Genomic DNA, 19,788 nt, shown 5'->3' with positions numbered 1-19,788 from the left:
CCGCGTTGTCTATCTCTCTGTCATCGCTTTTCCACTGGCCATTGTTGGTCGTTAGGGAGAACTTCGTTCTTATGATCCGCCGTTCGTTGCCTGCTGTTTTCGCTCTGATGTTCGCAGCCCCTTTGCTGGCGGCCCCTGCCGGCCAACAGACGCTGTTCAACTTTGTGCGCCCCGCCGATGTAGTCCAGGTGGCGACTCAGGACGCCAGCCTGCCGCAATCCAACGCCGAGCAAACGGCCGAAGGCGAAGTGCTGCGTCGGGTGACGTTCAACCCTGTCGCCCAGCCGACCTTGCGCCTGACCCCGCAAACCGGCGCCTGGGACTGGTCGCAGTCGGGCTTCATGAGCTTGCGGATTCAGAGCGCAATGAACTGGGCTGTGACCCTGTACGTGAAAATCCAGAGCAACGACGGCAAGACGCTGGTCAGCCGCGTCGACTTGCCGGCCGGCCCTGCGCAAACCTTATTGGTGCCGCTGCAGCCATTTACGCCATTGAGCCTGGGCCTGAAAGCCGGCCCACCAATGCCGATGACGTTTGAGGGGCAGCGCGTATTGCTGGCCAGCAGCGCCGGTGAGCTGGAGCGCAGCCAGGTGGTGTCGGTGACCTTGTCGATGGATCAGCCGAAAGTCGCGCAAAGCATTCTGCTTGAGCGCTTTGGCGTGCAGGACGGCGATGCGGTTACCCAAGCGGCTTTTGGCGGCCTTGTAGACGCTTACGGCCAGTCGACCCGGGCCAAGTGGCCAGAGAAAGTCAGCAGCGACGAGCAACTGAAAAGCGCCGCCGCCAAGGAACATCAGCAACTGAAAACCTGGCTGGCCGAGCGCGAGAAATCGTCCCTGGACAAGTTCGGTGGCTGGAACAAAGGCCCGGCATTCAAGGCCAGCGGGTTTTTCCGCACTGAGAAGCGCGACGGTCGCTGGTACCTGGTGACCCCGGAAGGGCATCCGTTCTACTCGCTCGGGGTCAACACCGTCACCCCGGACGTCGACCAGACCTACGTCGCCGGCCGCGAGTGGATGTTTGAATCGCTGCCCAAACCCGACGAGCCGCTGGCCAGCCACTATGGCGAAGGCGACAACCGGGGCGGCAACGGTGTCGATCAGGGCCGTGGCTACAATGCCGGTCGCTGGTACGACTTCTATGGCGCCAACTTGCAGCGTCTGTATGGCGCGCCGTGTGTGGTGACCAGCGACACCAAGGCTGGTGTCGCCGAAGCGGCCAAGGCTGACGCGGTTGCGGCAACGGCAACGGTGGAGAAGGCTGCTGAGCAACCTATCGTTCCTTCGACGGCCGAATCCGGTGTCGCCGAAGCCGCCAAGACCGGCGCCGTTGAAGCGACCGCCGCGAAAGCAGCAGAGCAAACACCTGCCGAACCCTGCAAAGCGGTGGTTGATGAACAGCGCTGGGCCAGTCACACCCTTGATCGCCTGCAAGCCTGGGGCTTCAACACCATCGGCAACTGGAGCGCCCCGGCGCTGGCCAATGCCGACCGTGTGCCGTACACCTTGCCACTGTCGATCGTCGGCGATTACGCCAGCATCAGCACCGGCACCGACTGGTGGGGCGGCATGCCCGACCCGTTTGACCCACGATTCGCCATGGCCACCGAGCGTGCCGTGGCCATCGCCGCGCGCGATCATCGCGATGATCCATGGCTGATCGGCTACTTTGCCGACAACGAATTGGCCTGGGCCGGTCCCGGCGACGACCCGAAAGCCCGTTACGCCTTGGCCTACGGCACCTTGAAAATGACCACCGACGTGCCGGCCAAACGCGCGTTCCTCAAGCAATTGCGCGATAAGTACCGCAACCAGGCAGGCCTGTCGAAAGCCTGGGGCATTGACCTGCCAGCCTGGGAATTGATGGAAGATCCGGGCTTCGAAGCGCCGCTGCCAAGCGCCGAACACCCGGAAATCGAAGCCGACTTCAAATACTTCCAGAAGGTCTTCGCCGACACTTACTTCAAGACCATTTCCGATTCGCTCAAGTGGCACGCGCCGAACCAGTTGTTGCTGGGCGGCCGTTTTGCCATCAGCACCCCGGAAGCGGTTGAGTCCTGCGCCCAGTATTGCGACGTGCTGAGTTTCAACATGTACACCCTGCAACCGCAGGACGGTTACGACTTCACCAAACTGCGCAGCCTGGACAAACCGGTGCTGATCACTGAGTTCAACTTTGGCTCGGCGGATCGCGGCCCGTTCTGGGGTGGTGTGACGCAATTGGCCAAGGAAGAAGACCGTGGGCCCGCTTACGCCAATTTCCTCAAACAGGCGATGAGCGAACCGTCGATCGTCGGCGTGCACTGGTTCCAATACCTTGATCAACCGGTTACCGGTCGTCTGCTGGATGGCGAGAACGGGCACTTCGGGCTGGTGGGCATTACCGATCTGCCGTTCCAGGGGTTCGTCGACAGCGTACGCAAGAGCAATTTGCAGACCGTCGATCAGCTCGGTAAAGAGGCCGAGAAGGCCAGCGCCGAAGCTGAAAAAGCCAGCCATGCAGCTGAAGGCGGCCGAAAAGGCGACGCCGGTAAAGGCCCGGGGCAGGGCGCTGGCCATGCGGGCGGGCATTCCGGCAATGGCCACTGAGTCCTGTTAGACCGCGTTATCGTTCTTCGCGAGCAAGCCCGCTCCCACATTCAATCGCATTCTTTCTGAAAGAACTCGGTCGAATGTGGGAGCGGGCTTGCTCGCGAAGGCGTCCGCCAAGGCACCCTAAAGATCTGATCCAATCCATAGGTGGGCGACCGCCCAGCCCGCCATAGTTCCCAAAACCCTCTAGGGCTGGAACAATGCGGCCACTTTGTAGAACATTATCCAGAGGAGTTGCGGGTGCAGATTCAGGGTTTTTACGAGCTGAAGTTCGAAGCGGTGCGTGAGACTTTCGCGGCGCTGTTCAACGATCCACAGGAACGTGGCGCAGCGTTGTGCATCCAGATTGGCGGTGAAACCGTGGTCGACCTTTGGGCCGGTAGCGCTGACAAGGATGGCACCGAAGCCTGGCACAGCGACACCATCGCCAACCTGTTCTCCTGCACCAAAACCTTTACCGCGGTGACCGCCCTGCAACTGGTGGCCGAAGGCAAGCTGCAACTGGATGCCCCGGTTGCCCGCTACTGGCCAGAGTTCGCCGCCGCCGGCAAAGAGTCCGTGACCCTGCGTCAATTGCTCTGCCATCAGGCCGGTCTGCCGGCACTGCGTGAGCTGTTGGCCCCGGAAGCCCTTTACGACTGGCAAACTATGGTTGACGCCCTGGCCGCCGAAGAGCCGTGGTGGACGCCAGGGGTTGGCCACGGTTATGCGGCTATCACCTACGGCTGGCTGGTGGGTGAATTGTTGCGTCGTGCCGACGGACGTGGCCCGGGTGAGTCCATCGTGGCGCGGGTTGCGAAGCCTTTGGGCCTGGATTTCCACGTCGGCCTGGCGGACCAGGAGTTCCATCGCGTGGCGCACATCGCCCGTGGCAAGGGCAATGTCGGCGATGCCGCCGCCCAGCGCTTGCTGCAAGTGACCATGCGCGAGCCGAACGCCATGACTACGAGGGCGTTCACTAACCCGCCGTCGATCATGACCAGCACCAACAAACCCGAGTGGCGACGCATGCAGCAGCCGGCCGCCAATGGCCATGGAAATGCCCGTAGCCTGGCCGGGTTCTATGCGGGTCTGCTCGATGGCAGCTTGCTGGAAAGCGAAATGCTCGAGGAGCTGACGCGCGAGCACAGCCTCGGCGAGGACAAGACTTTACTGACCCGGACCCGTTTCGGCCTGGGTTGCATGCTCGATCAACCGGACGTCCCCAACGCCACCTACGGCCTCGGCCCTCGTGCGTTCGGTCATCCGGGTGCGGGCGGTTCCACCGGTTTTGCTGACCCGGAACACGATGTGGCCTTCGGCTTTGTGACAAATACCTTAGGGCCGTACGTCTTGATGGATCCGCGCGCGCAAAAGCTTGTGCGGGCACTGGCCACTTGTCTATAAAACGCGCTCAGGGGTTCCAGGGCCGGAACCCCAAGGCCTTTATGCTTTCCAAGCGTCTGTTTATCCGGGTCAGTCCGGCCTGATTTTTCATTACTTATGTTGTGGATATCCAATGTCATCCAATAAAACTCTCGCTTTGGCCCTGTGCTTCGCTATTACCGGTTGCGCACAAACTCCACAAAATGACTCGGATGGCAGCAGCTGGTGGCCGTTCGGTTCCTCCGACAAAGTTGCGGCTAAAAACCCGGCTCCGGCCCCGGCACCCCTCAAGCCTGCCGCGACCGCTCCGGTGGCCAAGACAGAAAGCTCCAGCCATTGGTACTGGCCGTTCGGTTCCGATGATGCCGCCGACAAGACCCCGGCCAAGCCAGAAATAAAACCAGAGGTAAAACCTGAAGCCAAACCTGCCGCTGTGGCCAAGGCTGAGGCCGACACAGGTGGCAAGTGGTGGTGGCCGTTCGGTGGTAAAGAGCAAAGCACCGCTAAAGCCGTGCCAATGCCTGATCCTAAAGTTACCCAGGCCTGGCTCGACGACTACGAACCGCGTCTGCGCGAAGCGATCAAGGGCAGCAACCTGCAACTCGAGCGCCGTGAAAACGTATTGGTGGTGACCGCGCCGGTAGACGGCTCGTTCAACCCTGACCGTCCGGCCATGCTGCTGCCGGTGACCCTCGGCCCGTTCACTCGCGTCGCGAAAATCCTTGAAGTCGATCCGAAAACTGCCGTACTGATTCTGGGCCACAGTGATACGTCGGGCGCCGCACCGGCCAACGTGAAACTGAGCCAGGAGCGTGCCCAGGCCGTGGCAGCGATTTTCCGCCTCAGCGGTCTGCAGCGTGATCGCCTGATGCTGCGCGGCATGGGTGGGGAAGCTCCGCGTGCTGCCAATGACAGCAATGAAGGCCGTGCCTTGAACCGTCGCGTCGAACTGCTGGTGACCCCGCAAAACACCATGGTCGCGTTGCTGAGCAAGTACAACATGCCGGCCCCGGCGCCAGTGAAGGTGGTCGTTGCTCAGGACGTCAAGCCAGTGGTCAAACCGGTCACCCCTGCGCCTGCTGCGAAGAAAGCCGCTGTGCCTGCCGCGAAAAAGGCCCCGACCAAGAAAGCCGCTGCAAAGAAAGCGCCGGCTAAAACTGCGACTCCGGCGAAGAAGACTGCTCCCGCCAAAGCCGCTACCGACACGAAAAAAGACGCTGCCGCCGCCGATACTGTAAAAAAGTAATTCGTTAACCAAAAGGAATGCGCCATGACCCAGGGCCTGGCTGATATGCGTCGCGACTACACCCGTGATGGCCTGACCGAGGCACAAGCCCCGGCCGAGCCGTTCGCGCTGTTCCATCAGTGGTTCACCGACGCGGTGAAAACCGAGCAGGCGCCGGTGGAAGCCAACGCCATGACCCTGGCCACCGTCGATCAGGACGGTCGGCCGCATTGCCGCATTCTGCTGCTCAAGGGGCTGGACGAGCAGGGTTTCACCTTCTTCACTAACTACGACAGCGCCAAGGGCCAGCATCTGGCCGCGAACCCGTTCGCGGCGATGACCTTTTTCTGGCCAGCCCTTGAGCGCCAGGTGCGAATCGAAGGGCGGGTGGTGAAAGTCACGCCTGAAGAGTCCGACGCCTACTTCCAGGTTCGTCCACTGGGCAGTCGTCTCGGTGCCTGGGCCTCGCCCCAGAGCCGGGTGATCGCCGATCGTGCCGAGCTGGAAGCGCTGCTCAAGAACACCGAGCAACGTTTCAGCGACACGCAACCTCATTGCCCTGAGCACTGGGGTGGTTACCGTTTGTTACCGGAGCGCATCGAGTTCTGGCAAGGCCGTCCGAGCCGCCTGCACGATCGCCTCAACTACCGCTTTCAGGGCGCCGACTGGATTCTTGAACGTCTGGCACCTTAAGCCGTCTACCGATCGGAATAGCCTGCCGCAGCGGCTTCAAGCCACTGCGGCAGGTCTCGGCGCTTGATCTTCTGTGCGTGAGCGTTCGCCAGTTGCTGGAGCATGAATGCCTTTTTCTGCTCGTCTTTACCCGCCAGTGCCAACGCCAGATCGCGGTCCATCCAGCGTTTGATCCGCACGTATAGCCACCAGTGGAAATACAATCCGGCAACGCTAGTGACGACAATGATGAAGTAATCCATGACAATCCTTGGGGCAGCGGCGCAGATACCGGAATTTGCCACTACTGTGTGGTGAGTTCGTGGAGGTGTCTGTACCGGGCCTGAATCAAACCAATTTTATCCGGGCGAGGCCGTGACAGGCGTCAAGCTGCGGAGTTTAATGAATACCTGTCCTTTGGAGTTGATGCTATGCGTAAGTCTGTTCTGCTGATTGCTTCTTTTTCCACGATGGCGATGTTGCTCACTGGTTGCCAGTCCAGCCTGACCGGTGACTCCTACTCCCGTGACGAAGCGCGTCGCGTGCAGACCGTTCGCATGGGTACTATCGAATCCCTGCGACCGGTGAAAATCGAAGGCACCAAAACCCCGATCGGCGGCCTTGCTGGTGCGGCGGTTGGCGGTGTTGGCGGCAGCGCTATCGGTGGCGGTCGTGGCAGCATCGTTGCTGCCGTTATCGGCGCAGTCGCCGGTGGCCTGGCAGGTTCTGCAGCCGAAGAAGGCCTGACCCGCACTCAGGGCGTGGAAATCACCGTGCGTGAAGACGACGGCAGCATGCGCGCCTACGTGCAACAGGTTCAGGAGAACGAAGTGTTCCGTGTTGGCGAGCGTGTGCGGATTGCCACTGTTGATGGGACTAGCCGCGTTTCGCACTAAGCGGGAATACAGGTAAAAGAAAACCCCGATCAGGTGACTGGTCGGGGTTTTTGTTTGTTAAGGATTGTCACGACGCGGCACGGGGGCCTATGAAATATTCCAACCCCTCGGGTAAGTCGATTTCTAATAGTTCGGCAACCCGTAGGATTTGAGCACCTGTCAGTTCCAGCTCTCCAGGCTCTATTTCTTCCAGTTTTTTTGACTCGGTCAATTGAGCCAATGCCTGGTTCATCTCATAGTCTTTGATGGTCAGTTGGAACTGCAATGAATTGTCTTGTTTTTCATCAGGGTAAAAACCGGTGATGGATAGATAGCGCATAATTTTTCTCTTCAGTTTCTTGAGGTTTTTCTACCAGGCTTTGCCTTTTTAGTTCGCTCGCCGGTTACGTGATTGAATTCGCCCAAATGCACTCCGAATTTATCGTAAAGCTCTACAGCACCGCTTTTGGAGTCCCACTCATATATACGGCCTCTGCGGTCTAGCCACCGGGCTCGTTTTTTACCTCCACCTCGAACTGAAACCTTCGGTTTTACGGGGAATGCATCAGGGAAGCCTGGGAGGGTTTCAGGATCATCGTAGTACTTATGATCCCCCGGCATGCTCATCACTACGTAAACCGGCTTCACCAACGACCCCACCGGAAACACAAGAATGAAATCCTTGTACTCAGGCGGATAAACCGGATTCACGATGATGCTATCCGCCGCTTTCGTCGGCGGATAAACCCAAATATGCGGTGCTTGCGGCGCAGCTTCCAGCGCTGGAATACCGAGGATGTCTGAACCATCCACGGCCGGTGTCCAGATCAGCTCAATACCATCCCCTAGATCCGCCACCTGCTGACTGCCGCGCAAGCTGAACTGCACGACATCAACCATTTCCCAATCGCGGTCCTTCCCGGTGTAGAAACCGTATCCCTTGAGACTGCCGTCAGCCTGTTGCTCGACTCTTAGCCGAACACGAGTTCGAGCCTGTTTCAGGGCGCGCAACTGATCTTCGGTATAGAGCGCGCTGTCGCCCAGGCTCGGCGTCCAGAAAAACGCGACGAGGCCGGCCAATATGGCGGTTCCTGCAGCACCGAGTGCTGCGGTGGGAACAGCGATAGTCGGGGCGCGAAGCGCCATTCGACCGATACCGAGCGAGACGGTACTGCCTCTGATGGTTTCGAGATTCAGTAGCCCGGTATCGTCTACTTCGCGAGCACCGAGCCAGGCGACTTCTCCGTAGTCCTTGAGGCTGTCGGTGGGCACCATTCCCGAAGGATTCGAGTAATCGATGATGGCGTCCGGCAGCTTGCAGGACTTGGCAAAGACGCAGCCCGCGCGAACGGCTTCGTGCTTTTTGGCGACGACCTCACGACTCCGTTCGAAGTTGTCTTGCCTCGCGAGCATGGCATCGTAAGCGTTTTGTCGGGCATCCCGCTCGGCCAGTTCGGTAGCCGTCATAAAGCGGTGAGTGACGTGATGACCGTCGCCTGACGGAGGGTTCTTAACCCGCGGAATGTCCTTATTACCAGCCACTGATCTTCCTTGCGTTCGTACGTCGACAGTCCCCAAAAATGAGGCTGTGCGACGTTAGCGAACGAGGCTGATCGTGGCTGTAGGACGAGTCTTCAATGACTCTAAGAGTTGTCTCTGTTTATCAGGATTGCAGAGCGGCGCTCTTGCGACTCGCCGCCGCCGTCACCGCATAACCAATCAATGCCGCCAGTATCGAACCGGTCAAAATCCCCATCCGATCCATCCCGGCGTATTCACTGACACCCGGCTCAAACGCCAGGGAACCGACAAACAGGCTCATGGTGAAGCCGATGCCGCAGAGGATTGCCACGCCCAACACCTGGCCCCAGTTGGCGCCTTGGGGCAGGGTGGCGATGCCGATTTTCACGGCCAGCCAGGTCAGGCCGAAGACGCCGAGGGTTTTGCCCAGCAGCAGACCGACCGCGATGCCCATCGGCACGTGGTGGGTGAAGCTTTCGACGGTCACGCCACTCAGGGACAGGCCGGCGTTGGCGAAGGCGAACAGCGGCAGGATGCCGTAGGCCACCCATGGATGCAGGGCGTGTTCGAGGGTCAGCAGCGGCGAAGGTTCGGCGTTTTTCGTGCGCAGGGGGATACAGAAGGCCAGGGTCACACCGGCCAGTGTCGCGTGGACGCCGCTCTTGAGCACACAAACCCAAAGGATCAGGCCGATGATCATGTAGGGCCCGAGCTTGACCACCCCGAGCCGGTTCATCGCGATCAGTGCCACGATGCACGTCGCGGCCAGAGACAGCGAAAGGGTCGAGAGCGTACCCGAGTAGAAGATCGCAATGACGATGATTGCGCCGAGGTCGTCAATAATCGCCAACGTCATCAGGAAAAGCTTCAGCGACACCGGTACCCGCTTACCCAGCAGGGCCAGTACGCCGAGGGCGAAGGCGATGTCGGTGGCCATCGGAATGGCCCAGCCACCCAGGGCTGCCGGGTCTTCGCGGTTCAGAAACCAGTAGATCAGTGCCGGAACCACCATGCCGCCAATCGCCGCCGCGCCGGGCAGGACGATTTGCGACGGTTTCGACAATTGACCGTCAAGAACTTCGCGCTTCACTTCCAGACCGATCAGCAGGAAGAACAAAGCCATCAGGCCGTCGTTGATCCACAGCAGCGCCGGTTTGGCGATTTGTAACGCGCCGACCTGCGCCACGACCGGAGTGTCCAGAAAACTGCTGTAAAGCCACGACAGCGGGGAATTGTTGATGATCAAAGCCAGGGCAGCAGCGGCGATCAATAACAGTCCGCTGGCAGCTTCCAACTGGAAGAAACGCGTGAAAGTGCTACGCAGAGGCAAGGTCGCTCTCCATCGATGAATTCAAAAGGTGGCACACCCTAACCCGTACCGTTAGTTGTTAAAACAAAAGTTATATTCTTTTTTGTTATATGCCGTTACAACGCGAAGGGCCGGCAAGGACCTGAGCCTAGCAGTTGTCGGGCGTATTGAACCTCAGCTGTATCTGTGCGTGATGTAGGTTTTTTCCTAAGCTTGTTAGCTGAGCCTTGCAACAAGGCCGACTCAACGAGAAAACCACCATGAGCGACAACCGACAGTGGGCCCGCGAAGCCATCCGGATCATCGAAGCCGACTTCCAGCGCAGCGCCGACACCCACCTGATTCCCTTGCCGCTGCCGGGTTTTCCGGGCATCGAGTTGTATTTCAAGGATGAGTCCAGTCATCCCACCGGTAGCCTGAAGCACCGTTTGGCGCGCTCGCTGTTTCTGTATGCGCTGTGTAATGGCTGGCTCAAGCCCGGGGCGCCAGTGATTGAAGCGTCCAGCGGTTCGACGGCGATTTCCGAGGCGTACTTCGCCAGTTTGCTGGGCTTGCCGTTCATTGCGGTGATGCCGGCGACCACCTCCAAAGAGAAGATCGCGCAGATTGCTTTCTACGGCGGCAAGAGTCATTTGGTCGACGATCCGACGCAGATCTACGCCGAATCCGAGCGGCTGGCCCGCGAACACGATGGGCATTTCATCGACCAGTTCACCTATGCCGAGCGCGCTACCGACTGGCGGGCGAACAACAACATCGCCGAGTCGATCTTCCAGCAAATGCGCTTCGAACTGCACCCCGAGCCGAGCTGGCTGATCTCCAGCCCCGGCACTGGCGGCACTACCGCGACGCTGGGCCGTTACGTGCGTTACCGCCAGCATTGCACCCGCGTGCTCTGCGCGGATGCCGAGCGTTCGGTGTTCTTCGATTACTACCAGACCGGCGACGCCAGTCTGCGTCTGGAATGCGGTTCGCGGATTGAAGGCATTGGTCGGCCTCGGGTAGAAGCGTCGTTCCTGCCCAAAGTGATCGATGCGATGGTCAAAGTGCCGGACGCGTTGTCTCTGGCGGCCATGCATTACCTGGCGCAGCGTTTGGGACGTCGGGTTGGCGGGTCGAGCGGGACCAACCTGATCGGCGCGTTGATGGCGGCCCAGCAGATGGCGGCGGCGGGGGAGTCGGGGTCAATCGTGGCGATTCTGTGTGATGGCGGCGAGCGTTATGCCACCACCTATTACGATCAGGCTTGGCTCAAGGCCCAAGGGTATGAGTTGAGTGGTTTGATGGATGCGGTGGCGGGGAGTGTCGAGCGCGGTGAGCCGCTGCCGGCCACCGTGTTGCGCGCAAACATCTGATAAAAGCAAAAAGATCGCAGCCTTCGGCAGCTCCTACATGGGACGGTGAACACCCTGTAGGAGCTGCCGAAGGCTGCGATCTTTTGATGTTAAGGCTTAAGCCTCGAGGCCAAGGATGTCGCGGGCCACGGCTTCTGCAATCCGAATCCCGTCGACACCCGCCGATAGAATCCCGCCCGCATAACCCGCGCCTTCACCCGCCGGGAACAAGCCCTTCACGTTCAGGCTCTGCATCGACTCGTCACGGGTAATCCGCAGCGGCGACGATGTACGTGTCTCGATCCCGGTCAACACCGCGTCGTGCAGCGAGTACCCGCGAATCTGCTTCTCGAACGCTGGCAAGGCTTCGCGAATGGCTTCGATGGCAAACGCCGGCAAGGCCAGCGCCAGGTCACCCAAGGCAACTCCCGGTTTGTAAGACGGCTCTACGCTGCCCAACTCGGTGGACGGCTTGCCGGCAATGAAGTCACCGACCAGTTGCGCTGGCGCTTCGTAGTTGCTGCCGCCCAGCACAAAGGCGTGGGATTCCAGGCGTTCCTGCAGCTCGATTCCCGCCAGCGGGCCGCCCGGATAATCGACTTCCGGGGTGATCCCGACGACGATCCCGGAGTTGGCGTTGCGCTCGTTACGCGAGTACTGGCTCATGCCGTTGGTGACCACGCGGCCCGGCTCGGACGTCGCCGCCACCACGGTGCCGCCGGGGCACATGCAGAAGCTGTAGACCGAACGTCCGTTGCTGGCGTGGTGCACCAGTTTGTAATCGGCGGCCCCGAGTTTCGGGTGCCCGGCGTACTTGCCCAAACGCGCGCGGTCGATCAGTGACTGCGGGTGTTCGATGCGGAAACCCACCGAGAACGGCTTGGCTTCCATGAACACGCCACGGCCATGCAGCATGCGGAAGGTGTCCCGGGCACTATGGCCGAGGGCCAGAATCACGTGTTTCGAATGGATCTGCTCGCCGCCATTGAGCTCGACGCCGACCAGTTGGCCGTCTTCGATCAACACATCGGTAACGCGCTGTTGAAAGCGCACTTCGCCACCCAACGCACGAATCTGCTCACGCATGTTTTCCACAACGCCAGTCAGACGGAACGTACCGATGTGCGGCTTGCTGACGTAGAGGATTTCTTCCGGCGCACCTGCTTTTACGAATTCGTGCAGGACTTTGCGACCGATGAATTTCGGGTCTTTGATCTGGCTGTAGAGCTTGCCATCGGAGAATGTCCCTGCGCCGCCTTCACCGAACTGCACGTTGGATTCGGGGTTAAGCACGTTTTTACGCCACAGCCCCCACGTGTCCTTGGTGCGCTGACGCACTTCGGTGCCACGCTCGAGGATGATCGGCTTGAAGCCCATTTGCGCCAGCAGAAGCCCGGCGAAAATCCCGCAGGGGCCGAAACCCACGACCACAGGACGTTGCTCAAGATCAGCCGGCGCCTGGCCGACTACTTTGTAGCTGACATCCGGCGCCACGTTGACGTTTCGGTCATCGGCGAACGTGTGCAGCACCGCCGCCTCATCGCGAACGTTGAGGTCGATGGTGTAGATGAAGCACAGTTCGGAGGACTTTTTGCGCGCATCGTAGCTGCGCTTGAACAAGGTGAAGTCGAGCAGGTCATCACTGGCGATGCCCAGGCGCTGCACGATGGCAGGGCGCAGGTCTTCTTCGGGATGGTCGATCGGCAGCTTGAGTTCGGTGATTCGTAACATGACAGGATCCGGTTCGCGGGGCGCACAACTGCGCCAAGGCGTTTGAAGCCCGCGATTATAAGCCTCAAAGAAAGATTCCCGTGAGGCTAAAACGATCAGTCGTTACGCGAACCGCCGAAATACCCGCAGCCACGCTGAACCTGGCCGTCGATGCGCAGTTCGGCGCTCATGTGCTGGACACTGCCGGTGGTGCTGTCGACGCAACGTTGCGGTGCAACCCACAATTCGATGTGCTGGTTGTTGGCTTCGGTGCTGAGGTTGAAGCGGCCATCGCCCAGTTGCTCTTCAACGTAGGGCACGGCCAATGGCGGCTGGCCGGCGCGCTCGATGACCATACCTTTACCGCTGACTTTCACGTTCCACTCAGGCCCATGGCCGGCGGCACGCAGGATAAGCAATTTGAAATTCGGATCGTTGCACGCGGTGCCCGAACGCTCGACGCGGTACAGCTGCGCAAGATCGAGGCGGCTATCGACGACCCGCCCGCGTACGTCAGCAAAAAGCTTGCCTTGGTCATCGGCCAGGGTCGCGGCCTCTTGCAGGACGCTGGTGCCACCGATGTCGTTGACCACATAACTGCGCTGTTCATTGCACGGCTGGAACAACAGCTTGCCGTCGGCCGCCGTCAACTGGCCCTGCATGCGGGTCTGGCCCACGTGGGAGGCACTTTCACGCGGGCCGTCGAGCAACTGGCAAGCGGCGAACAACGGAAGCAGGGCAACAAGGACTAAGGAACGGGCAACACGCATCTTTGAGTCTCCAGACAAGTGCCGTCACGTTACTCAGCCTGACCGTTCATCACAAGGGTTTAGCCCACGTGAAAGGTCTGGCCTGTTTGCAGGCCTTCCACACTTTTGGCGTAGGCCAATGCCACATCCGCTGCCGGAACCGGTTTGTAGCCGCGGAAATACGGCGCGTAGCTGCCCATGGCTTCGACCAGTACGTTCGGGCTCACCGAATTGACGCGCAGACCACGAGGCAGTTCGATCGCTGCGGCACGGACAAAGCTGTCCAGAGCGCCATTGACCAGCGCTGCCGAGGCGCCGCTGCGAATCGGGTCGTGGCTGAGCACGCCGGTGGTTAAGGTAAACGAGGCGCCGTCATTGGCGAACTCGCGGCCGATCAGCAGCAGATTGACCTGGCCCATCAACTTGTCTTTCAGGCCCAGCGCGAAGCTTTCTTCGGTCATTTCACCGAGGGGGGCGAAGGTCACGTTGCCGGCGGCGCAGACCAGTGCATCGAACTTGCCGATTTTCTCGAACAGCTTGCGAATCGATGCGCTGTCGCTGATATCCACATGGAAATCACCGCTGTTGCGACCGATGCGGATGATCTCGTGACGCTCGGACAGCTCCTTGTCGACCGCCGAACCGATGGTGCCGCCTGCGCCTATCAAAAGAATTTTCATGCTGCTGTTCCTTGAATGGGTTGAAAGAGGCTTCAGTCTAGAGTGGTTTTTTCCATTGATAAGCGCGCTAATAGGCAACCTTTGGTTTTCAAATGGAAACAATCCATGAGCGAAATGGATGATCTGGCGGCGTTCGCGATATTGATTGAAGCAGGAAGTTTCACACTGGCGGCGCAGCAGCTGGGGTGCAGCAAAGGACAGTTGTCCAAGCGCATCAGCCAACTGGAATCGCGGTTTTCAGTGGTGCTGCTGCAACGCACCACCCGCCGTTTGAGCCTGACGGCCGCAGGTGCGGCGCTGTTGCCGCAAGCCCAGGCGCTCGTAGTCCAAGTCGAGAGGGCGCGTCAGGCATTGGCGCGGCTGAAGGACGACATGGCCGGGCCGGTGCGTATGACGGTTCCCGTGTCGTTGGGGGAAACCTTCTTCGATGGCTTGTTGCTGGAGTTCTCTGGCAAATATCCCGAGGTGCAGATCGAGCTGGACCTGAGCAACAGCTACCGTGATTTGTCCCGCGACGGGTTTGATCTGGCGGTTCGCTCCGAGGTGGGCAATGACGAGCGACTGGTGGCCCGGCCGCTATTAGCCTGGCATGAAATGACCTGCGCCAGCCCGGCTTACCTTGAGCAATACGGCGAACCGTTGACGCCTCAAGCACTCGTTGAACACCGCTGTCTGCTCAACAGCCATTACAGCGGCCGTGAAGAATGGCTCTATCACCAGCAGCACGAATTGTTGCGGGTGCGGGTCTCGGGACCGTTCGCCAGCAACCATTACAGCGGCCGTGAAGAATGGCTCTATCACCAGCAGCACGAATTGTTGCGGGTGCGGGTCTCGGGACCGTTCGCCAGCAACCATTACAGCCTGCTGAAAAAAGCGGCACTGGCCGGCGCCGGTATTGCGCGGTTGCCGTCCTACTTGTTGCAAGCCGAATTGGCTGACGGACGTTTGCGCTGGCTCCTGCGTGACTATCAGACCCGCCGCATGCCGATGTACCTGGTTCACCCGTATCAGGGAGGGTTGCCGAAACGCACCCAAGTGCTGGCGGATTACCTGATCGGCTGGTTCAAGCGCAGCGGCGAAGCGCTGGATCGACTCCAGCACACCACATAGATCCCTGTGGGAGCGAGCCTGCTCGCGAAAACGGTAGGGCAGACAACATTTCTGTTGAATGTGAAATTGCATTCGCGAGCAGGCTCGCTCCCACAGGGTGATCTTCGTGGTCAGGATTCTTGTGGGTCGATTTGATCCAGCGCCCGATTCACCGCCAGTTCGCCCAGCATGATGCTTTGCTGGATGCCGAGCAGCATGTTGCGGTGCGTACCTTCCAGGAAAGCGGCGAAATTGCTGGCCATCACACTCGCCGACGCTAGTGATTCACAGGCATGGCCCAGCAGGGTTTGCATATCGATACCGGGCGCGACGACGAACATCGGGCTGGGATTGTGTGGGGGATTGGGTGAGTTCTTGAACATTTACGGGTTCTCTCTATATGAGGCTGCAACCCGCTCGCGACTAAACGAAAAGGTGGCGGCTGTGCACAGGTTAGTCGACCGATCGAGAACCCCGGATATCGGCGCGCCCGAGGGCGCCCTGCACACAGCCACCGTCAAGTGCAGGGATGGAATACCTGACTTTTTGGCACTTATGCGATCCGGGAGAACTACCGAGCGACTAAACCCGACCACTGATGGGCAGTGGCGGAGAAACGATAGAGGCCGGGCCCGAGGCGCACAAGCCGGCGGATTCTGGCGTAGCTGTAGGCAACGACGCAAGGCGATGTAGCTTGCAGGAAGTAACACTGACACTGATTAAACACGCTCTCCAGAACACCAAAAATCCCCTGTAGGAGCTGCCGAAGGCTGCGATCTTTTGATCTTGATTTTCACCAGGACCACCGAAGACCAAGATCAAAAGATCGCAGCCTGCGGCAGCTCCTACGGGGGAGATTTCCATTATGACAAGCATAAAAAAACGGCCCGAAGGCCGTTTTTTATTTACCGCAATCACTCAACCGCCCAGATACGCCTCGCGCACTTTCGGATCAGTCAGCAGTGCTTCCCCAGTGCCTGTCATCACCACCCGGCCGTTCTCCAGAACGTACGCGCGGTCAGCAATTTTCAGCGCCTGGTTGGCGTTCTGCTCCACCAAAAACACCGTTACACCGTCCTTGCGCAGCTGTTCGATGATGTCGAAGATCTGCTGGATGATGATCGGTGCCAAGCCCAACGAAGGTTCGTCGAGCAGCAGCAGCTTGGGCTTGCTCATCAGCGCACGGCCGATGGCGAGCATTTGCTGTTCGCCGCCGGACATGGTGCCGCCGCGTTGGGCGAAGCGCTCTTTCAGGCGTGGGAAAAGTCCGAGAACCTTGTCCATCTGTTCCTGATAATCACCCTTGTCGGTGAAGAACCCGCCCATGGCGAGGTTTTCTTCCACGGTCAGACGGGCAAACACCCGACGACCTTCCGGAACCACGGCGATGCTCTTGCGCATGATCTGCGCCGAGGTCTGCCCCACGAGCTCTTCACCCATGTACTTGATGCTGCCGCTGTGGGCTTGCGGCGAACCGCAAAGCGTCATCAGCAAGGTGGATTTGCCCGCGCCGTTGGCGCCGATCAGGGTGACGATTTCGCCCTGACGGATTTCCACGTTGACGCTGTGCAGGGCCTGGATCTTGCCGTAGAAGGTGGAAACGTTTTCGAATTGCAGCATTTACGCTTCCCCCAGGTAGGCTTTGATCACTTCGGGATTGTCGCGGATCTGTTCCGGCGTGCCGTCGGCCAGAGGCGTGCCCTGGTTGATCACGACGATGTGGTCGGAAATGCTCATGACCAGTTTCATGTCGTGTTCGATCAGCAGCACGGTGACATTGTGCTCTTCACGCAACATGCTGATCAGCGCCTTCAGGTCTTCGGTTTCCTTCGGGTTCAGGCCGGCAGCCGGTTCGTCGAGCATGAGGATCCGCGGACGGGTCATCATGCAGCGAGCGATTTCCAGACGACGTTGCTGACCGTAGGCCAGGGTGCCGGCCGGACGGTTGGCGAACGCCTTGAGGTTGACCTTGTCCAGCCAGAACTCGGCGAACTCCATGGCCTCGCGCTCGCTCTTGCGGAACCCCGGGGTCTTGAACAGACCGGCCAGGAAATTGGTGTTCAGATGACGGTGCTGGGCGATCAAGAGGTTCTCGACCGCCGTCATGTCCTTGAACAGCCGCACGTTCTGGAAGGTGCGCACCACGCCTTTGAGGGCGATCTTGTGGCCGGGCAGGCCTTCGATTGACTCGCCGTCCAGCAGGATGCTGCCGCCGCTCGGTTTATAGAAACCGGTCAGGCAGTTGAACACGGTGGTTTTGCCGGCGCCGTTGGGGCCGATCAGTGCCACGACCTGTTTTTCCTTCACGCTCAGGGCTACGCCGTTGACCGCCAGCAAGCCGCCGAAGCGCATGCTCAGATTTTCGACTTTAAGGATCTCGCGGCTCATTTGCGCAGCTCCATGTGAGGACGTTGCATGGGCAGCAGTCCTTGAGGACGCCAGATCATCATCAGCACCATCAAGGCGCCGAACATCAACATGCGGTATTCACTGAACTCACGCATCATTTCCGGCAACAGGATCATCACCGTGGCGGCGAGTACGACGCCCAGTTGCGAGCCCATGCCACCCAGCACCACGATGGCGAGGATGGTCGCCGACTCGATGAAGGTGAACGACTCCGGTGTCACCAGGCCCTGACGCGCGGCGAAGAAGCTGCCGGCGAAACCGGCGAAGCAGGCACCGAGGGTGAAGGCCGAGAGTTTGATGATGGTCGGGTTCAAGCCCAGCGCACGGCAGGCGATTTCGTCTTCACGCAGCGCTTCCCAGGCACGGCCCAGAGGCATGCGCAGCAAGCGGTTGATGACGAACAGGGCAAACAGCGCCAGCAACAGCGCAACGAGGTAAAGGAAGATCACCTTGTTGATCGAGTTGTATTCCAGACCGAAGTACTCGTGGAACGTCTGCAGGCCTTCGGCGGCTTTTCGTTCGAAGGTCAGGCCAAAGAACGTCGGTTTCTCGATGTTGCTGATGCCGTTCGGACCCCCCGTGAGGCCGGTCAGGTTACGCAGGAACAGACGGATGATTTCACCGAAGCCCAGCGTCACGATCGCCAGATAGTCACCGCGCAGACGCAGGACCGGGAAACCGAGCAGGAAGCCGAAGGTGGCCGCCATCAGGCCGGCGATCGGCAGGCAGATCCAGAAGCTCAGACCGTAGTAGTGCGACAGCAGCGCATAGCTGTAGGCGCCGACGGCATAGAAGCCGACATAACCGAGGTCGAGCAGACCGGCCAGACCAACCACGATGTTCAGGCCCAGGCCGAGCATCACGTAGATCAGCACCAGCGTGGCGATATCCACCGCACCGCGGGAGCCGAAGAACGGCCAGACCAGAGCACCGATGATCAACGCGATGATGATCCAGCGCTGGGTGGTCGGCAAAGTCAGGAACGTACTGGCCTTGGCCGGCATCACCGGCATGTTCGGCGAGGATTTCCAGGCCGAGCTGATCTGCTGATCGAACAACACCCGCAGGAACATCAGCACCGAGCACACGGCGATGGTGATCAGCGTTGCAGTGCTGGTGCCATGGACTTCGAGGTTGATGCCGACAATGGTCAGTTTCAGACCGAGTACCGGGTAGGCAACGGCCCACACCAGCAAGGCGCTGAACAACGCCTGTTTAAGATTCCTAGTCATACTTTTTCAACCTCCGGACGGCCCAACAGGCCGGTTGGCCGGAACAACAACACCAGAACCAATAAGCCGAACGCCACGACGTCCTTGTACTGGTCGCCGAAGATATCGGCACCAAAGGCTTCCGCCACCCCCAGCACGATCCCGCCGAGCATGGCGCCGGGGATGCTGCCGATACCGCCCAGTACAGCTGCGGTGAAGGCTTTGAGGCCGACCAGGAAACCGGCGTTCGGGTTGATCACGCCGTATTGCATGCTCAGCAACACAGCCGCGATGGCTGCCAGTGCGGCACCGATGACGAAGGTCAGGGCGATGATGTTGTTGGTGTTGATACCCAAGAGGTTGGCCATCTTGATGTCTTCGGCACAGGCGCGGCAGGCGCGACCCAGGCGAGAGCGGGAGATGAACAGCGTCAGGCCGAGCATGGCGACCAGGGTCACCACGAACACCACGATTTGCATGTAGGAAATCAGCACTTCTTGTGCGCCACCTGGCCCGATGGAGAAGTTACCGGGGATCAGGTTGGGGATGGATTTGTCCTTGGAGTCTTGCGCCAGCAGAACCGTGTTCTGCAGGAAGATCGACATGCCGATGGCGGAAATCAGCGGGATCAGACGGTTGCTGCCGCGCAGAGGGCGGTAGGCGATCCGTTCGATGCTGTAACCGTAGGCACTGGTCACGACAATGGTCGCGAGAAAAGCGGCGGTCATCAACAGCGGAACACTGTCGAGTCCCATCATGGACAGGCCCGCGATGGCGATGAACGCCACGTAGGAACCAATCATGTACACCTCGCCGTGGGCGAAGTTGATCATTCCAATGATGCCGTAAACCATCGTATAGCCGATGGCGATCAGGGCATACGTACTGCCAATGGTCAGACCATTAACCAGCTGTTGGAAGAAGTGATAGATGTCAGGCATTACAGCGCTCCTAAAAACCTGATACGCATTTCACTGGTGGAGTCATTTTCCCGCTCGAGCCCCGTGGATCTGCATCCACTTCGAACGCGAGGTTTGCCAGCGAACCG

Annotated in this window: 19 protein-coding genes; 7 read left to right on the top strand and 12 right to left on the bottom strand. The window is 59.6% G+C overall.

Features of this window, described 5'->3' with window-relative positions:
* The first annotated feature begins 71 nt into the window (after positions 1–71).
* From EAH74_RS08180 to pdxH, 4 genes are all read left to right on the top strand, one after another.
* On the top strand, positions 72–2,588 hold the full coding sequence (locus EAH74_RS08180) for a beta-galactosidase (protein ID WP_140677555.1): 2,517 nt from the start codon (positions 72–74) through the stop codon (positions 2,586–2,588).
* 243 nt (positions 2,589–2,831) lie between these two features.
* The gene (locus EAH74_RS08175) at positions 2,832–3,977 is read left to right on the top strand and encodes a serine hydrolase domain-containing protein (protein WP_140677553.1); all 1,146 of its coding nucleotides are present in this window, start codon (positions 2,832–2,834) and stop codon (positions 3,975–3,977) included.
* Positions 3,978–4,089: 112 nt separating this feature from the next.
* Positions 4,090–5,202, top strand: coding sequence for an OmpA family protein (locus EAH74_RS08170; protein WP_140677552.1), 1,113 nt, complete (start codon positions 4,090–4,092; stop codon positions 5,200–5,202).
* A 24-nt stretch (positions 5,203–5,226) separates the two neighbouring features.
* Positions 5,227–5,874 carry a pyridoxamine 5'-phosphate oxidase gene (gene pdxH / locus EAH74_RS08165; RefSeq protein ID WP_140677550.1) on the top strand — a complete coding sequence of 216 codons (648 nt, stop codon included), beginning with the start codon at positions 5,227–5,229 and terminating at the stop codon, positions 5,872–5,874.
* 5 nt (positions 5,875–5,879) lie between these two features.
* On the opposite strand, the gene EAH74_RS08160 is transcribed toward pdxH, so the two are convergent.
* A complete protein-coding gene (locus EAH74_RS08160; protein WP_140677549.1) occupies positions 5,880–6,116 on the bottom strand; it encodes a hypothetical protein in 237 nt (78 codons plus the stop codon).
* A 168-nt stretch (positions 6,117–6,284) separates the two neighbouring features.
* On the opposite strand from EAH74_RS08160, the gene EAH74_RS08155 reads away from it, so the two are divergent.
* The gene (locus EAH74_RS08155; protein ID WP_140677547.1) at positions 6,285–6,749 is read left to right on the top strand and encodes a glycine zipper 2TM domain-containing protein; all 465 of its coding nucleotides are present in this window, start codon (positions 6,285–6,287) and stop codon (positions 6,747–6,749) included.
* Positions 6,750–6,816: 67 nt separating this feature from the next.
* Here EAH74_RS08155 and EAH74_RS08150 read toward each other — a convergent pair whose 3' ends face one another.
* From EAH74_RS08150 to nhaA, 3 genes are all read right to left on the bottom strand, one after another.
* A complete protein-coding gene (locus EAH74_RS08150) occupies positions 6,817–7,068 on the bottom strand; it encodes a pyocin S6 family toxin immunity protein (RefSeq protein ID WP_140677546.1) in 252 nt (83 codons plus the stop codon).
* A gap of 11 nt (positions 7,069–7,079) precedes the next feature.
* Positions 7,080–8,270 (bottom strand): S-type pyocin domain-containing protein, encoded by a 1,191-nt coding sequence (locus EAH74_RS08145; RefSeq protein WP_140677544.1) that lies wholly within the window; start codon positions 8,268–8,270, stop codon positions 7,080–7,082.
* A gap of 121 nt (positions 8,271–8,391) precedes the next feature.
* Entirely contained in the window at positions 8,392–9,579 is a 1,188-nt protein-coding gene (nhaA, locus tag EAH74_RS08140) for a Na+/H+ antiporter NhaA (protein ID WP_140677543.1), read from the bottom strand.
* A gap of 239 nt (positions 9,580–9,818) precedes the next feature.
* Here nhaA and EAH74_RS08135 point away from each other — a divergent pair, with 239 nt between their 5' ends.
* Positions 9,819–10,913, top strand: coding sequence for a PLP-dependent cysteine synthase family protein (locus EAH74_RS08135; RefSeq protein ID WP_140677541.1), 1,095 nt, complete (start codon positions 9,819–9,821; stop codon positions 10,911–10,913).
* 96 nt (positions 10,914–11,009) lie between these two features.
* On the opposite strand, the gene EAH74_RS08130 is transcribed toward EAH74_RS08135, so the two are convergent.
* From EAH74_RS08130 to EAH74_RS08120, 3 genes are all read right to left on the bottom strand, one after another.
* Complete coding sequence (locus EAH74_RS08130; protein ID WP_140677540.1) at positions 11,010–12,623, bottom strand: NAD(P)/FAD-dependent oxidoreductase; 1,614 nt, start codon at positions 12,621–12,623, stop codon at positions 11,010–11,012.
* A gap of 95 nt (positions 12,624–12,718) precedes the next feature.
* Positions 12,719–13,372, bottom strand: coding sequence for a COG3650 family protein (locus EAH74_RS08125; protein ID WP_123366885.1), 654 nt, complete (start codon positions 13,370–13,372; stop codon positions 12,719–12,721).
* Between the two features lie 59 nt (positions 13,373–13,431).
* A complete protein-coding gene (locus tag EAH74_RS08120) occupies positions 13,432–14,031 on the bottom strand; it encodes a short chain dehydrogenase (RefSeq protein ID WP_140677538.1) in 600 nt (199 codons plus the stop codon).
* A 105-nt stretch (positions 14,032–14,136) separates the two neighbouring features.
* Here EAH74_RS08120 and EAH74_RS08115 point away from each other — a divergent pair, with 105 nt between their 5' ends.
* Complete coding sequence (locus tag EAH74_RS08115) at positions 14,137–15,141, top strand: LysR family transcriptional regulator (protein ID WP_140677536.1); 1,005 nt, start codon at positions 14,137–14,139, stop codon at positions 15,139–15,141.
* A gap of 110 nt (positions 15,142–15,251) precedes the next feature.
* Here the strand turns inward: EAH74_RS08115 and EAH74_RS08110 are convergent, their stop codons facing one another.
* From EAH74_RS08110 to livH, 5 genes are all read right to left on the bottom strand, one after another.
* Positions 15,252–15,503, bottom strand: a complete 252-nt coding sequence (locus tag EAH74_RS08110; RefSeq protein ID WP_140677534.1) for a DUF6124 family protein — start codon at positions 15,501–15,503, stop codon at positions 15,252–15,254.
* Between the two features lie 535 nt (positions 15,504–16,038).
* A complete protein-coding gene (locus tag EAH74_RS08105) occupies positions 16,039–16,740 on the bottom strand; it encodes an ABC transporter ATP-binding protein (protein WP_046046223.1) in 702 nt (233 codons plus the stop codon).
* Entirely contained in the window at positions 16,741–17,508 is a 768-nt protein-coding gene (gene livG, locus EAH74_RS08100) for a high-affinity branched-chain amino acid ABC transporter ATP-binding protein LivG (RefSeq protein WP_140677532.1), read from the bottom strand. It lies immediately after the preceding gene.
* Positions 17,505–18,761, bottom strand: coding sequence for a high-affinity branched-chain amino acid ABC transporter permease LivM (locus EAH74_RS08095; protein WP_123366880.1), 1,257 nt, complete (start codon positions 18,759–18,761; stop codon positions 17,505–17,507). The genes livG and EAH74_RS08095 overlap by 4 nt, the downstream gene beginning before the upstream one ends.
* Positions 18,758–19,681: a high-affinity branched-chain amino acid ABC transporter permease LivH gene (gene livH / locus EAH74_RS08090; protein WP_123366879.1), complete on the bottom strand. Its 924-nt coding sequence runs from the start codon at positions 19,679–19,681 to the stop codon at positions 18,758–18,760. Before livH ends, EAH74_RS08095 begins: the two co-directional genes overlap by 4 nt.
* Positions 19,682–19,788: the final 107 nt, after the last annotated feature.

Origin of the sequence: Pseudomonas mandelii, from assembly GCF_006438925.1 — a bacterium.
Taxonomy (GTDB): Bacteria; Pseudomonadota; Gammaproteobacteria; order Pseudomonadales; family Pseudomonadaceae; genus Aquipseudomonas; species Aquipseudomonas mandelii_C.
Note: the sequence above shows the minus strand (reverse complement) of the source record. Positions and strands in the feature narration are given on the sequence as shown.

Excerpts from the sequence above, each read along its gene's own strand:
- EAH74_RS08180 (WP_140677555.1), top strand. The coding sequence starts at position 72 with ATGATCCGCCGTTCGTTGCCTGCTGTTTTCGCTCTGATGTTCGCAGCC.
- EAH74_RS08170 (WP_140677552.1), top strand. The coding sequence starts at position 4,090 with ATGTCATCCAATAAAACTCTCGCTTTGGCCCTGTGCTTCGCTATTACC.
- pdxH (WP_140677550.1), top strand. The coding sequence starts at position 5,227 with ATGACCCAGGGCCTGGCTGATATGCGTCGCGACTACACCCGTGATGGC.
- EAH74_RS08160 (WP_140677549.1), bottom strand. The coding sequence starts at position 6,116 with ATGGATTACTTCATCATTGTCGTCACTAGCGTTGCCGGATTGTATTTC.
- EAH74_RS08155 (WP_140677547.1), top strand. The coding sequence starts at position 6,285 with ATGCGTAAGTCTGTTCTGCTGATTGCTTCTTTTTCCACGATGGCGATG.
- EAH74_RS08150 (WP_140677546.1), bottom strand. The coding sequence starts at position 7,068 with ATGCGCTATCTATCCATCACCGGTTTTTACCCTGATGAAAAACAAGAC.
- EAH74_RS08135 (WP_140677541.1), top strand. The coding sequence starts at position 9,819 with ATGAGCGACAACCGACAGTGGGCCCGCGAAGCCATCCGGATCATCGAA.
- EAH74_RS08130 (WP_140677540.1), bottom strand. The coding sequence starts at position 12,623 with ATGTTACGAATCACCGAACTCAAGCTGCCGATCGACCATCCCGAAGAA.
- EAH74_RS08125 (WP_123366885.1), bottom strand. The coding sequence starts at position 13,372 with ATGCGTGTTGCCCGTTCCTTAGTCCTTGTTGCCCTGCTTCCGTTGTTC.
- EAH74_RS08120 (WP_140677538.1), bottom strand. The coding sequence starts at position 14,031 with ATGAAAATTCTTTTGATAGGCGCAGGCGGCACCATCGGTTCGGCGGTC.
- EAH74_RS08115 (WP_140677536.1), top strand. The coding sequence starts at position 14,137 with ATGAGCGAAATGGATGATCTGGCGGCGTTCGCGATATTGATTGAAGCA.
- EAH74_RS08110 (WP_140677534.1), bottom strand. The coding sequence starts at position 15,503 with ATGTTCAAGAACTCACCCAATCCCCCACACAATCCCAGCCCGATGTTC.
- EAH74_RS08105 (WP_046046223.1), bottom strand. The coding sequence starts at position 16,740 with ATGCTGCAATTCGAAAACGTTTCCACCTTCTACGGCAAGATCCAGGCC.
- livG (WP_140677532.1), bottom strand. The coding sequence starts at position 17,508 with ATGAGCCGCGAGATCCTTAAAGTCGAAAATCTGAGCATGCGCTTCGGC.
- EAH74_RS08095 (WP_123366880.1), bottom strand. The coding sequence starts at position 18,761 with ATGACTAGGAATCTTAAACAGGCGTTGTTCAGCGCCTTGCTGGTGTGG.
- livH (WP_123366879.1), bottom strand. The coding sequence starts at position 19,681 with ATGCCTGACATCTATCACTTCTTCCAACAGCTGGTTAATGGTCTGACC.